We start from the raw sequence: 12,532 nt of genomic DNA on the forward strand, positions 1-12,532 counted from the left end.
GGCCGCTTGTCACCTCGTGCAGCGGATTGTCAAGGCGTGCATATTTTGATGCCGCCCTTCGCAATCGAGGCACCCGTTGCTCTCATGGAATTGGCTTGCCGGTTGATCAAAACTGAGGCAACGATCTGCACCTGTCATCATCACCGGCCGCGTGAGTCAGGTCGCACATGCTCGAACAAGATGCCCGTGTTTCAGCCGTCGAGTCCGACGGCTTGCCGTTGGATCGGAAGGCACGGGTGAACAACGCGCGCCAGCTCGGCAAAGGGCTTCGCGAACGTCTCGCTCAAGCCTTTCCTTACGTGCTGTTCGATGCCCCGCCGCGCAGCATCATCGAGATTTCCGATCGCCGGATCGGCGCCCATCACATCACCTATCTCCGTTCCGGTAAGTGGACCGGCGAAGCATCGATCGCACAGGCCAATGCGCTCGGATTCGGCGAGACCGTCAAGCTGATCTGGCAGCTGAGCGGATCCATGGCCTTTGAGAACCGCAACAGGCGGCTGTCGATCAAGGCTGGCCAGGCCTTGCTGATGCGCCATGCTTCGGATTGTGTTCTGACCGGCAGCGACGATTACGAATGCTTGGTGCTGCGAGTCCATCGCGGCGCCGATCCGACCTGGCGCGATCTCGTCGAGTGTGGCGCGACCGAGTTGCGCCTCGGCTGCAGCAACGCGGCCGCGGCGGCACGCGCCGGCTTGATGGCCCTGTTGCGCCAGCCTGGTCATGACAGCACCAGCGAACTCGCGGTGCATTCATTGTTCGAACTGGTGACCCGTTCCGCGACGCGCGAGCCCCTGGAGCCGCCGTCGGACCAGATCGCCCCGAGCCTGTACCGGGCGCGCTCGCTGATCCAGCAGAACATCGCCGACCCCAGCTACACGCCAGAGCGGCTGGCGCATGACCTCGGCCTGTCCCGCCGCTCGCTCTATAACCGTTTCGCCGAGAGCGGGGTGACACCCGCCGCGTTCATCCGCATGGTCCGGCTGGCGCAGGCGAAACGCGAGATCGAGAGCGATCCGTCCGCGGCAACGCCGCTCACGACGATCGCGCTCCGCAACGGATTTCCCGACAGCTCCAGCCTGTCGCATGCCATCAAATCGGCTTATGGCGTATCGCCTGGCGCCCTGCGCAGTCGTCGATGAATGGCCGGCTGGCGCGATTGAAGGCGCGTCCCAGTTGGATATGCAGATGGTAGCGGCGGACCGCGAGATCGGCATGAACCCTCGACGTGCCATTGCTGGTCACGGCGACACGGGAATGCTTCGCAACAAGTGCACGTTGGAGCCTCCGCGCCGACGGCAGCGATGTCTTGGAAACAGCCAGCCTGAGGTTGTGATGCGAGACGCCGAAAGCGGCGGCGCAGGCCAGGCTTAAGCTTTTGCCAAATCGCCAAAAAGCCGGATGGCGCCTGATCAACCACGAATTGTCACACATGTGCGTGCAACGATTCCATCATCAAACGGCCATCCGCAGTTAATGAACTTTTCGTAAGGTCGTCATCGCCCGGTGACGCCGAAACCCTAGAGCACGCCCGCGATTTTCTCGCGCATTCCTGCACTGTCCCCGTCGCCGTTTGGCTCCTCAGGAGTTGTCCATGCCTGCTCTCAATTCACGTCGGCGCCTTGCGCTGGCGTCCATCTCGCTTGCCGCGCTCGTGCTCGCCTCCCCTGCGCTCGCAGCGAAGGTCACCTACGCACCCTACATTCAGCCCGGCGATCTCGGCCCGCTCGGCGGACGCGACCAGGTGGTCGTCACTTGGCAGACCGATGAGAAAGTGCCGAATCCGTCGGCCTATCAGGTCCAGTTCGGCATTGCGCCCCGGCAGCTCTCGACCGTGCAGCCCCACGCGCGCATCGTCGACAATTATCTTGCCGCCGATCCGGCGCTGCCGGTGCCGCCGGGTGCCTATGGCGCGCACACCACCTACACGGCCGTGTTGCACAATCTGAACCCGAACACGGCCTACACCTATCGCGTGACCGGCCCCGGTCTTCCCGCCGGCGGATTCCAGGCGCAATTTCTGACCCGCAAGACCGGCAGCAAATTCTCGTTCATGGTGATGGGCGACGAAGGCTTCTTCCCAACACAAGCCAATTCAACGATGCTGACCGACTATTTCGCCCGCATCGTCCATCTGATGTACAATTCGGGCAAGATCACGCTGCCGGGCGAGCCGGCACGGCCGTCCGGCGAGTTCGCGCTCAATACCGGCGACAACGTCTACAACACCGGCTCGGAGCAGAGCTATCGCGACTACTGGATGCCGGTCTGGAACAGCGACGTCGACAGCGTGGACCGCGGCGCTCCGTTCATCCGCTCGCTGCAGAACTACATCGTGGTCGGAAACCACGACGTCGGCGGAAGCGGCGACTACGTGAACATGCTGGCGACGACATCGAGCGCGGCCCTCTATCAGGGCCAGACCGGCGGCGGCGACGCGCTTGCCTACTACAATCTCTACTCGTTCCCGCTGAACGGGCCGGCGGGCGTCGATCCGGGCTTTGTGCTGAACGGCAACACCAACAGCTCGAGCCAGACCGGTTTCCAATTCTCCTACAACGGCACCAGCTATTCTTCGCCGGCCGCCGCCGAGGCTTTCCGTGCCTCGACCGCCGTCGATGCCGGCCGTGGCATCAAGCGCCAGATCGACCACATGAGCAACTACTCGTTCGATTACGGCAATGCCCACTTCGTCTTCCTCGACTCCAATCCCCATGTGTTCAACGGCCAGCTCGACTATTCGGCGGTCTACGCCAATCCGCCGGCGGCATTCCCGGCCTATCCGAAGATCCTGCGCGACTGGCTGATCAACGATTTGGACGGCTCGAACAAGCCCTGGAAGATCGTGGTCTATCATCACCCGGCCTTCTCCTCGGGCTACGCCACGCTGCGCAACAATCAGATGCGTCAGATCAGCAAATTGCTCGAGGATCATGGCGTGAACATCGTCTACAACGGCCACGAGCACAACTATCAGCGCACATTCCCGCTGCGCGCCGGCGCCACCGTCGCAGGCGTTCCGACCGCCACCGGACCTGAGGCGGTGTCGATCGACACGGCGTTCGACGGCGTGAAGACGCGCGTGCCGGACGGCGTCCTCCATGTCGTCGAAGGCGCAGGCGGCAATCGCGACTTCGACGGCGACGAAGTCAACCCGCGCGGCTCAGGTTCCGGTCTCGACCAGGACGATTCGGCGACGGGCAGCGTGCAGGTCGGCGACGGCAACACCTATCCGCAAGGGCCGGCCTCCTGGCTCGACACCCACCTCACCACCGCGGAAATGAAGCCGTTCGTCAGCGGCGCCGGCCAGGGCCCGAAGATCACGGTTAACTTCAAGGCCAAGGTATTCTCCTTCGGCCATATCGTGGTCGACGGCAACAAGCTGACGCACTACCAGGTCAGCGAGCCGTTGCTTGCGACCTCGTCGGCCACAACGGCCTCCCCGGCGCCTTACGGTCGCGATTATTATGGCAAGCCGATCAAGGATCCGGTGCCGGACACGGTGATCGATCCCGCGACCGGCCAGGTGGTCACGCCGAGCCAGGACGGCCCCTCCGTGCTGCTCGACAAATGGACCATCGAAAAGCCTGATCTCGGCGACCAGGTTGCGGTGCAGCTGATCCATCACCAGGGCAACGGGCTGAAGCTGAAGGTCAAGAACCGTTCACAATATGCGCTGAACGGCGCCCAGCTCGTGCTGGAGGCCGGCTCCTATTCCGGACCGATCGACGAGACGCACAACATGGTCGACGATGAGCTGATCGTGACGCTCGGCCGCATCGCGGCCGGCGACAGCGTGGTGCTCGACCTGCCGGTCGAAAGCCACCACATCCGCGGCAAGCTGCGCTCGGCGACTGCCCAGCCGGTCGAAGTCGATTGCGATCGCAACCGCGACCGCGATTATGACTACGACGCCATCCGCGACCGTGTCGAGAATCAGATTCGACAGCTCACCGGCAATCTTGATCGCGACTAAGCCTCGGTCGCGAGACCCTCAGCGCGCGGAGAGCGGATGGTCGAGGCCATCCGCTCTCTCCTGTTGGAGCTTCGCGCTCGCCGGCGCATTGGGTGCGGTAAGCTCGCCGCTTAGCCCTTGAGCGCTGTGACGACGATCTCGATCAGCGCGCCGCCGCCGAGATCGGCGACGCCGACGGTGGCGCGGGTCGGCAGATCGTCGCCGAAGAACTCGGTCCAGGCCACGTCCATTTCCTTCTTCTTCGACAAATCGGTGACGAAGATCTGGCCGCTGACAACCCGCGACTTGTCGGTGCCGGCCTCCTTCAGGAAGCCGTCGATCTTGCCGAGAATGTTGCGGGTCTGCTCGCCCATCGAGACGCTGGTGTCGTCGGCGATGGTGCCGCCGATGAAGACGAAGCCGTTGGCCTCGACGATGCGGTGATGGATGGCCGAGCGGATCTTGCGGGTGATGGTCATCATGTCCTCATGTGGATGGTGAAGGGGATGGGTTGCTGAAGCGGGCGATGCTGAGACCGCCGATCCGGGTCTGGGTGCCGCCGTTGACGATCAGCTCGGCCATCACGGCGCCGGCGCCGGGACCGAGCTGAAAGCCGTGCGCGGAGAAGCCGAACTGGTGATAGAGCCCGTCGTGAATCGCGCTGGGGCCGAACACCGGGATATCGTCGCGCATGCGCGCCTCGATGCCGGCCCAAGCGCGCACGATTGTCGCGTTGCGCATCACCGCGAACAGCTCGGAGACCGTGCCCGCACTTTCGGACAATTTGCGCCAGTCGAGCACGGTCTCGTTGCGATCCTGATAGGGCATGGCGAGATGGCCACCGCCGATCAGCACGGTGCCGTTCTTGAACTGCTTGAAGGAGAGCTTACGCCCGCGCAGGATCACGACCGGATCGATGAAGGGAGCGACGGGCGAGGTGATCATCAGCATCGGCGCGATGGTCTCGACCGGCACCGGCTCGCCCAGCGCGGCTGCGATGCGTCCGGCCCAGGCCCCGGCGGCATTGACAAGCACCGGCGCGGCATAGGTCTCCGCGCCGACATCGACGCGCCAGAGGCCGTCCTCCTTGCGCACATTGGCCGCCGCCACGCCTTCGATGATCCTCGCGCCGAGCCCCTCGGCCTTGCGGCGGAAGGCTGTCGTGGTGCGCGCCGGCTGTGCGGCACCGTCACGCCGTGACACCACGCCGCCGGGACAGCTCTCGGCGACAGCCGGCACCAGCCGGCGCAACTCGGCGCCGTCGATCAGCTCCTCATGGGTGAACCCGCGCGCATTCAGGTCAGCCACGCGCGCGCGAGACGCCGCGAGCTCGACCTCGTTCTCGGCGACCAGCACCTGGCCGTGGCTCTCGAAGCCGCAGTCGTCATCGACCAGGTCGGCGACGTTTTCCCAGATCCCCATCGAGCGGATCGAGAGCGGAATCTCAGCGACGTCGCGCGCGAGCTGGCGCACGCCGCCGGCATTCACGCCGGAGGCATGACGGCCGGCATAGTCCTTCTCGATCAGCACGGGCTTCACCCCGGCGAGACAGAGATGCAGAGCGGTGGAGCAGCCATGGATGCCGCCACCGATGATGATGGCATCCTTTGTTATGATCATCCGCGCACCACGGCTTTGGTGGCTTCGTCGCTCTTCGGCAAGGCCGCGAGTTCCGACAGCATGATCGGCTTCACCGGCGCACGCAGTCGGTAGTAGCCGATCTCCTGCGGGCTCTTGCCGCGCGCCTCCGCCATCAGCTCGGTGACGGTGAGGCCGCAGAGCCGGCCCTGGCACGGGCCCATGCCGGTACGGCGATAGGCCTTGAGCTGGTTCGGACCGGTCGCGCCGATCGCGACGGAATCGAGAATGTCCTGGGCCGTGATCTCCTCGCAACGGCAGACGATGGTGTCGCCCTTGGGAATGCGAAACTGTTTTGGCGGCTGAAACAGCGTATCGAGAAAGGCGCGGCCGCGCTCGGCGCGGACAAGCCCGGTGCGCAGAGCGGCAATCGGATCGAGCTTTGCCAGTGCCGTGGGTGCAAGCGCTGCAATTGCGGCGCGGGCGGCAATCCGACCACGCCAGACCGCGGCCTGCGCGCCACCGATCCCTGCACCATCACCGGCGATCGCGATCCCCTGCACGGAGCTGTTGCCGTCGGCATCGAGCACCGGCGTCCAGCACAGCTGCAATTCGTTCCAGCGATGCTCGACCCCGGCCGCCATCGCCAGATTGACGTTGGGCACCACGCCCTGGTGCAACAGCAGGAGATCTGCCGGCAGCGTCTCGCGTTTGCTGCCAGCGACGTAGCTGACGCTCGCGAGCTTGCCATCGCCGGCAGCGGCAAGCTCGGTGACGCCTTTGACGACGGGCACCTTGGCCCGGACCTCGCGCATCATCGCGAGACCCGTCATGAAATAGGGCGAGGTCATGAAGGCGAACGCATGGGGCAGCGCGGCCATGTAGTTGGCGCGTGGCGTAGTATCGAGCACGCGATCGATGCAGCCGCCAAGGCGCAGGATCTGTGCCGCCAACAGCCAAAGCAGCGGCCCCTGCCCCGCGATGATGGTCCGGCCGTCCGGCACCAGGCCGGAAGATTTCAGCATGGTCTGCGCCGCGCCCGCGGTCATCACGCCGGGTAAGGTCCAGCCTGTAATCGGAAACGGCCGCTCCAGTGCGCCGGTTGCGATGATGACACGCTTGGCCTTGATGAAGGCCGAGCCGCCGCCGACGGACACGCCGAGCTCGAGATTGCGGTCGAGACTCCAGACGGTGGCGCGATGGATGATCTCGGCCCCGCTGTCGCGCGCGGCTTTCGCGAGCTCCGCGCCGGACCAGTAGTCGGCGCCGAGCACGGCCTCCCGCGTCACCGGCGTCGAGCTGATCGCGCGCCAGACCTGGCCGCCGGGGCCGGCGTTCTCATCGAGCAGCAGGGTCGACAGTCCCGCGCCGGCCGCGCTCGCGGTCGCGGCGAGGCCCGCCGGGCCCGCGCCGATGACCACGAGGTCGTATTGCTCTCGTTTCGGCGCACTCATTTGCCGATCTCCCGCTTGCCCTTCTGGATCTCGATCTGCATGCCGTCCGCGACAGGGACCAGGCAGCCCTGGCGGTTGCCGACGCCGTCGATGGTAACGAGACAGTCGAAGCAGACGCCCATCATGCAATAAGGCAATCGCTTCGCGCCGCTGACGGCAGTGGCACGCCGCGCATCGAGGCCCGAGGCGAGCAGCGCCGCCGACACGCTGTCGCCTTCGCGCGCCTCGATCGCCCTGCCCTCGACATGGATCGTCACCGATCTCCTGGTGTCACCTTCAGCCCGTTTGAACATCGTCATCTCCGCGCCCGTATCGAGCCGCTTTGTCCTAGTAATAGCCACTGCCGCCAGCTCCAGCGTCGTTGACGAAGCGCTTCGCAGTGAACGCGCCGACCAGCTCCGGCTCCAGCGTCCCGTCCTTCACCATCCGCGCGATGTCGAAGGCGTGGTTGGCGGCGAGCGTGACGCCCGAATGGCAGCAGGCCACGAAGGCGCCCGGATGGGTCTCGGACTGGTCGTAGATCGGGAAGCCGTCCTTCGGCATCACGCGAATGCCGGTCCAGCTCCTGACCACGTTGAGCCGCGCAAGATGCGGAAACATCCGCTGCGCACGATCGGCCATCACGGCATTGATCGGATGGTTCTGCACGCGATCGTCGAGCTCGTCCTCCTTGCTGTCGCCGATCATCACCGTGCCCTCGTCGGTCTGGCGGATCGTCGTCAAGGGATGCGGCAGGAACGGCATGGTCCGTTCGGTGACGACGATCTGGCCACGCGTCGGGCCCATCGGCGCGGAGAGGCCCACCATCGGCGCCAGCGTCTGGTTGGCATTCCCAGCTGCAAGCACAACCTTCGCCGCGCGCATCTCGCCTTGCGACGTCGCAAGCTTGAACTCGCCGCCATCACCCGCGATCGCGCTGACGGCGCGCTCCGGAAGATAGTCGACACCGAGCCGCTTCATGCCGGTGTGGAAGGCGCGGAAGGTGCGCAGTGAATTCACGTGGCCGTCGAACGGACAGAAGCTGCCGCCGGAAACCTCCGGCCCGATCAGCGGCAGCATCTTCTTCACTTCGCTCGCCGGCAGCATCTCCATGCGATAGTCGGCGGCGCCGGTCTGGTTATGCATGCGCGCAACGAGCTGCGTGCGCTGCTCGTACTCCGCCTCGCCGAGGGTGAGATGAAAGCCGCCATTCTGCTGCAGGGCGACATCGAGACCGGTCTGCGCCTTGAGCTCGTCGGCGAGCTTCGGCCAGGCCTGCGAGCCGCGCACGGTCCAGCCGGTATAGGCGGGCATGCCGAGCCCCTTGCTCTGCACCCACACCAGCGCGAAGTTGGCGCGCGAGGCGCGCTTGGCAATGTCGCCTTCGTCGAGCACGGCGACGCGCTGGCCTAGCCGGCCGAGGCCCCAGGCAATCGCGGAGCCGAGCAGTCCGCCGCCGACGACGGCGACGTCGTAGTCTTTCCTCATAGTGTCTCCTATCGTCCCGCGTCGCCTCTCTCGCCGCCTTTGGCGGTGAGCACGCGGTCGAGCCCGTAAAAGCGATCGAGCAGGATCAGAACGGTCATGGTGATGGCGATCACGCTGGCCGATACCGAGGTCACCAGCGGATCGATGTTGTCCTGGATGTAGAGGAACATGCGCACCGGCAGCGTCTCGGTGCCGGGCGCGGCCAGGAACACGGTCATAGTCAGATCGTCGAAGGACTGGATGAAGGCGAGCGCCCAGCCGCTGATGAGGCCCGGCAGGATCGAGGGCAGGATCACGCGGCGAAACATGGTCCAGCCGTCGGCGCCAAGCGAGATCGCAGCCATCTCGATTCGGCGGTCCATGCCGGTTGCAGCCGCCAGCGTCAGGCGCAGCGCAAACGGAAACACGACGATGACATGCGCGATCACCAGCGCGAGGAACGTGCCGCCGACGCCGACCGAGGTGAAGAAGCGCAGGAACGCGATACCGAGCACGACGTGCGGGATCATCAACGGCGACAGAAACAACGCCGACAGCGCCTCGCGTCCGGGAAAGCGATAGCGGCTGATGGCGAGCGCCGCCGGCACCGCGAACAACAGGCTTACGAAAGACGACAGCGCGCCGAGCCACAAACTCACGCCGAAGGCGTGCACGAATTCCGGATAGGCCGCGATGGTCCTGAACCAGCGCAGCGAGAAATTGGTGGTCGGAATTGACAGGAATCCTTCGGGCGTGAAGGCGACCCAGCACACCACCACGATCGGCGCCAACATGAAGACGACGAACAGCGCGTGGAAGGCGAGCGCGATCGGTCCGTTCCTTTTCATCGGAACATCTCCTGATAGCGCCGCTCGATCAGTGCATTGCTGCCGACCACGATCAGCACCAGCGCGATCAACAGCAGCACCGCGACCGCGGCACCGAGCGGCCAGTTCAGCGTGTTGAGAAACTCGTCATAGGCGAGCGTCGCCGCCACCTTCAGCCGCCGGCCGCCGATGATGGCGGGCGTGGCGAAAGCGCTGGCCGACAGCGAGAACACGATGATCGCGCCGGACAGGACGCCCGGCATGATCTGCGGCAGGATGATGCGGCGAATGACGGTGAACGAGCCGGCGCCGAGCGAGGCCGCCGCATTCTCGATCTGCGGATCGAGCCGCTGCAGCGCGGTCCAGACCGCCAGCACCATGAACGGCATCATCGCATGCGCGAGCGCCACCACCATGCCGGTCTCGGTGAACATGAAGCGCACCGGCGAACTGATCAGGCCGAGCGACATCAGGAGCTTGTTGGCGAGGCCGTTGTTGCCGCCGAACAAGAGCGCCCAGCCCAGCGTGCGCGCCACCACCGAGATCAGCAGCGGGCCCAGGATGACGAGCAGGAAGAAGCCCTTCCACGGGCCGCTCATGCGGTGCAGGATATAGGCTTCGGGCACACCTAATACGGCCGTGATCAGCGTGGCGAGCACGGCCACACGAAACGTCCGCCAGAACATCTCGGCGTAGTAGGGATCGCTCGCGATCTCCTGCCAGTTCTTCAGGATGAAGACCGGCTCGATGCCCTTGTACTGGCCCCAGTCGTGAAACGAGAGCATCACGGTCATCGCGAGCGGGATCACGACCACGCCGACGAACAGCATCAAAGCCGGCAGCGCCAGCGCCAGGGCGGCGCGCGTCTCGCCGGCCTCGGCCGGCGCGGGAGCTGTGGTGACGGCCGCGCTCATGCGCCGCCTCGCACGGGGCGAACGCTCATGTCGGCAGCCTGCCAGACCAGGTGCACCGCCTCGCCCTGCTCCGGCTGCGTCTGGCCGTCATTCTGGCGGATCACGATCGCGGGGCCGCATTCGGTCTCGCATTGGAACAGCCAGTGATTGCCTTGGAAGATGCGGCTCAGAATCCGCGCGGATAATCCGCTCGCGCCGAAGCTGATCCGCTCCGGCCGGATGCTGATGGTGGCCGCGCCTGAGACCCCGGCTGGCGCCGGCCCGCTCCAGGAGCCCGCGATCAGTCTGGCCGATGCACCCGAGACATCCACGTGTGCTACGAACTCATTGGTCTTGCCGAGAAACTGCGCGACGAAGGCCGAGGCAGGCCGCTCGTAAACCTCCTGCGGCGTGCCGATCTGCTCGATCCGGCCCTTGCTCATGACGACGATGCGGTCGGACAGCGACATCGCCTCGATCTGGTCGTGGGTGACGAGAATGGTGGTGGTGCCGAGATTGCGCTGGATCTGGCGCAGCTCGATCTGCATGTCCTCGCGCAGCCGTGCGTCGAGATTGGAGAGCGGCTCGTCGAGCAGCAGCACGTTCGGACGGATCACCAGCGCGCGCGCCAGCGCCACCCGCTGCTGCTGGCCGCCCGACATGCGCCGGGGATGACGATCCTCGTAGCCGGCGAGCCCGACCAGCGCGAGCGCAGCGCGCACGCGCTCGTCGCGCTCCTTACGCGGGACCTTTCGCATCTCCAGGCCAAAGGCGACGTTCTCGGCAGCCGTCATATGCGGAAACAGCGCGTAGCTCTGGAACACGATGCCGAGCCCGCGTTTGGCCGGCGGGATCGCGACAAGGTCCTTGCCTTCGAGCCGGATCGCTCCCTGCGACGGATCGAGAAAGCCCGCGATCATCTGCAACGTCGTGGTCTTGCCGCAGCCGGAGGGACCTAGGAACGAGACGAACTCGCTCTTGCCCACCGTGAGGCTGAACTCTTCGACGGCCGTGTTCGGACCGAAGGATTTGCCGACGCGGTCAAGCTCGAGGAAGGACATGTAGTTATCCGGGTGGTGGGCGAAAAAGGCTGTAGCCGAGAGCACGGTGGACTCCCCTCCCCCTTGCGGGGAGGGAGTAGACTGCCGCCGGCGAGGCGGAGGTGATCATCGTCAAGGGAGTAGACCACCGCCGCGGCGAAGGGATCGTAATAGACGCCCCTTGCTTACCGCTCGACCTCGCGATTCCAGCGCTTGGTCCATTCCTCGCGCTTGTCGTTCACGATGGTCCAGTCCGGCGCATAGACGTTGGCGGCGCGGGCGCCGATCGGCGCCATCGTGCCCATGCCTGACGGCACCACGACCGATTTCACCACCGGGCCATAGCCGTACTCCTTGAGCATCACGAGCTGGATCTTCGGGTCGAGCAGCTGCTTGATGAAGGCGGACGCCAACGGCGAGACGTTGGGCTTGGCGATCGGACAGGCAGTGGTGAGCAGCATCACCGCGCCCTCCTTCGGATAGACGAAGTCAACCGGAAAGCCGGTATTGGCAAAGCTCTGCACCCGGCCCGAGCCCCACACCGCGATGACAGCCTGCCCCGACTGGAACAGCTCGGTCATCTTGCCCGGCGACGGCTCGTAGGCCAGCACGTTCGGATTGATGTCGGTCTTGAAGATCTTGAAGCCGGCCTCGACATTGGACTCGCTGCCGCCATTCATCTTGGCCAGCATCAACAGCGCGTAGAGGCCGTAGGTGTTGTTGATCGGCGGAATGACGAGCTGCTGCTTGTACTTCGGATCCTTCAGGTCGTTCCACGAGGTCGGCGGCGCCCAGCCCTTCTCGGCGAACACCTTGGTGTTGTACATCAGCCCGGTGGCGACCAGCCCGATGGCGACCGCGCGATCATCCTTGAAATGCGCGACGTCGTAGAGCTCGGCACTCGGCAGGCCCGTGATCTTGTCGCAGAAGCCGAGCTGGATCGCCTGATACATCGGGCCGTCATCGAGAATGGCGACGTCGATCTGCTGGTTGCCCTTCTGCGCCTGCAGCTTGGCCAGCGTGTCGGTGGAGTTGCCGGCGACATATTCCACCTTGACGCCATTGGCCTGTTCGAAAGCGGGGATGACCTCGTCGCGGATCGTCTTCTCGAATGAGCCGCCATAGCCGGCGACATAGAGCGTCGTCTGCTGGGCCAGGGCCTGAGTGCTCGTGGCCAGCACTGCAAGACTGGCTGCAAGGCTGACCGCAAGGCTGACCGCGGTCAGACGGCTGAGATGCTTCATGTCCACCGATCTCTCCAGTTGGCGTCGTTGCCGGTAATAAGAAACCGCAAAATGAGAGACTTCCCGTTGATTGCGTTCTGCCTTTGGTGGCACCG

The 12,532-nt window shown here is 65.0% G+C and carries 11 protein-coding genes; 2 read left to right on the forward strand and 9 right to left on the reverse strand.

Annotated features, from left to right (window positions below; translation table 11 throughout):
- Positions 1 to 167 precede the first annotated feature (167 nt).
- Positions 168 to 1,142, forward strand: coding sequence for a helix-turn-helix domain-containing protein (locus tag ACQR1W_RS29870; RefSeq protein WP_434854118.1), 975 nt, complete (start codon positions 168 to 170; stop codon positions 1,140 to 1,142).
- Positions 1,143 to 1,594: 452 nt separating this feature from the next.
- Complete coding sequence (locus ACQR1W_RS29875) at positions 1,595 to 3,976, forward strand: purple acid phosphatase family protein (protein ID WP_434854119.1); 2,382 nt, start codon at positions 1,595 to 1,597, stop codon at positions 3,974 to 3,976.
- A gap of 110 nt (positions 3,977 to 4,086) precedes the next feature.
- Here the strand turns inward: ACQR1W_RS29875 and ACQR1W_RS29880 are convergent, their stop codons facing one another.
- The 9 genes from ACQR1W_RS29880 to ACQR1W_RS29920 all read right to left on the reverse strand — a co-directional run bounded on the left by ACQR1W_RS29880 (position 4,087) and on the right by ACQR1W_RS29920 (position 12,437).
- Positions 4,087 to 4,434 carry a RidA family protein gene (locus tag ACQR1W_RS29880; RefSeq protein WP_434854120.1) on the reverse strand — a complete coding sequence of 116 codons (348 nt, stop codon included), beginning with the start codon at positions 4,432 to 4,434 and terminating at the stop codon, positions 4,087 to 4,089.
- 7 nt (positions 4,435 to 4,441) lie between these two features.
- Positions 4,442 to 5,575 (reverse strand): NAD(P)/FAD-dependent oxidoreductase, encoded by a 1,134-nt coding sequence (locus ACQR1W_RS29885; RefSeq protein WP_434854121.1) that lies wholly within the window; start codon positions 5,573 to 5,575, stop codon positions 4,442 to 4,444.
- Positions 5,572 to 6,987, reverse strand: coding sequence for an NAD(P)/FAD-dependent oxidoreductase (locus ACQR1W_RS29890; protein WP_434854122.1), 1,416 nt, complete (start codon positions 6,985 to 6,987; stop codon positions 5,572 to 5,574). The genes ACQR1W_RS29885 and ACQR1W_RS29890 overlap by 4 nt, the downstream gene beginning before the upstream one ends.
- Positions 6,984 to 7,280, reverse strand: a complete 297-nt coding sequence (locus tag ACQR1W_RS29895; protein WP_434854123.1) for a (2Fe-2S)-binding protein — start codon at positions 7,278 to 7,280, stop codon at positions 6,984 to 6,986. Before ACQR1W_RS29895 ends, ACQR1W_RS29890 begins: the two co-directional genes overlap by 4 nt.
- Positions 7,281 to 7,314: 34 nt before the next feature.
- Positions 7,315 to 8,454 (reverse strand): NAD(P)/FAD-dependent oxidoreductase, encoded by a 1,140-nt coding sequence (locus ACQR1W_RS29900; protein WP_434854124.1) that lies wholly within the window; start codon positions 8,452 to 8,454, stop codon positions 7,315 to 7,317.
- A gap of 8 nt (positions 8,455 to 8,462) precedes the next feature.
- A complete protein-coding gene (locus ACQR1W_RS29905; protein WP_434854125.1) occupies positions 8,463 to 9,281 on the reverse strand; it encodes an ABC transporter permease in 819 nt (272 codons plus the stop codon).
- Complete coding sequence (locus ACQR1W_RS29910; protein WP_434854126.1) at positions 9,278 to 10,174, reverse strand: ABC transporter permease; 897 nt, start codon at positions 10,172 to 10,174, stop codon at positions 9,278 to 9,280. The genes ACQR1W_RS29905 and ACQR1W_RS29910 overlap by 4 nt, the downstream gene beginning before the upstream one ends.
- A complete protein-coding gene (locus ACQR1W_RS29915) occupies positions 10,171 to 11,214 on the reverse strand; it encodes an ABC transporter ATP-binding protein (RefSeq protein WP_434854127.1) in 1,044 nt (347 codons plus the stop codon). The genes ACQR1W_RS29910 and ACQR1W_RS29915 overlap by 4 nt, the downstream gene beginning before the upstream one ends.
- 164 nt (positions 11,215 to 11,378) lie before the next feature.
- A complete protein-coding gene (locus tag ACQR1W_RS29920; protein WP_434854128.1) occupies positions 11,379 to 12,437 on the reverse strand; it encodes an ABC transporter substrate-binding protein in 1,059 nt (352 codons plus the stop codon).
- Positions 12,438 to 12,532 lie beyond the last annotated feature (95 nt).

This window comes from Bradyrhizobium sp. HKCCYLS1011 (assembly GCF_051167795.1).
Classification (GTDB): Bacteria; Pseudomonadota; Alphaproteobacteria; order Rhizobiales; family Xanthobacteraceae; genus Bradyrhizobium.

Bases quoted from the DNA above. Each gene is read 5' to 3' on its own strand.
- ACQR1W_RS29870 (WP_434854118.1), top strand. From the start codon at position 168: ATGCTCGAACAAGATGCCCGTGTTTCAGCCGTCGAGTCCGACGGCTTG.
- ACQR1W_RS29875 (WP_434854119.1), top strand. From the start codon at position 1,595: ATGCCTGCTCTCAATTCACGTCGGCGCCTTGCGCTGGCGTCCATCTCG.
- ACQR1W_RS29880 (WP_434854120.1), bottom strand. From the start codon at position 4,434: ATGACCATCACCCGCAAGATCCGCTCGGCCATCCATCACCGCATCGTC.
- ACQR1W_RS29885 (WP_434854121.1), bottom strand. From the start codon at position 5,575: ATGATCATAACAAAGGATGCCATCATCATCGGTGGCGGCATCCATGGC.
- ACQR1W_RS29890 (WP_434854122.1), bottom strand. From the start codon at position 6,987: ATGAGTGCGCCGAAACGAGAGCAATACGACCTCGTGGTCATCGGCGCG.
- ACQR1W_RS29895 (WP_434854123.1), bottom strand. From the start codon at position 7,280: ATGTTCAAACGGGCTGAAGGTGACACCAGGAGATCGGTGACGATCCAT.
- ACQR1W_RS29900 (WP_434854124.1), bottom strand. From the start codon at position 8,454: ATGAGGAAAGACTACGACGTCGCCGTCGTCGGCGGCGGACTGCTCGGC.
- ACQR1W_RS29905 (WP_434854125.1), bottom strand. From the start codon at position 9,281: ATGAAAAGGAACGGACCGATCGCGCTCGCCTTCCACGCGCTGTTCGTC.
- ACQR1W_RS29910 (WP_434854126.1), bottom strand. From the start codon at position 10,174: ATGAGCGCGGCCGTCACCACAGCTCCCGCGCCGGCCGAGGCCGGCGAG.
- ACQR1W_RS29915 (WP_434854127.1), bottom strand. From the start codon at position 11,214: ATGTCCTTCCTCGAGCTTGACCGCGTCGGCAAATCCTTCGGTCCGAAC.
- ACQR1W_RS29920 (WP_434854128.1), bottom strand. From the start codon at position 12,437: ATGAAGCATCTCAGCCGTCTGACCGCGGTCAGCCTTGCGGTCAGCCTT.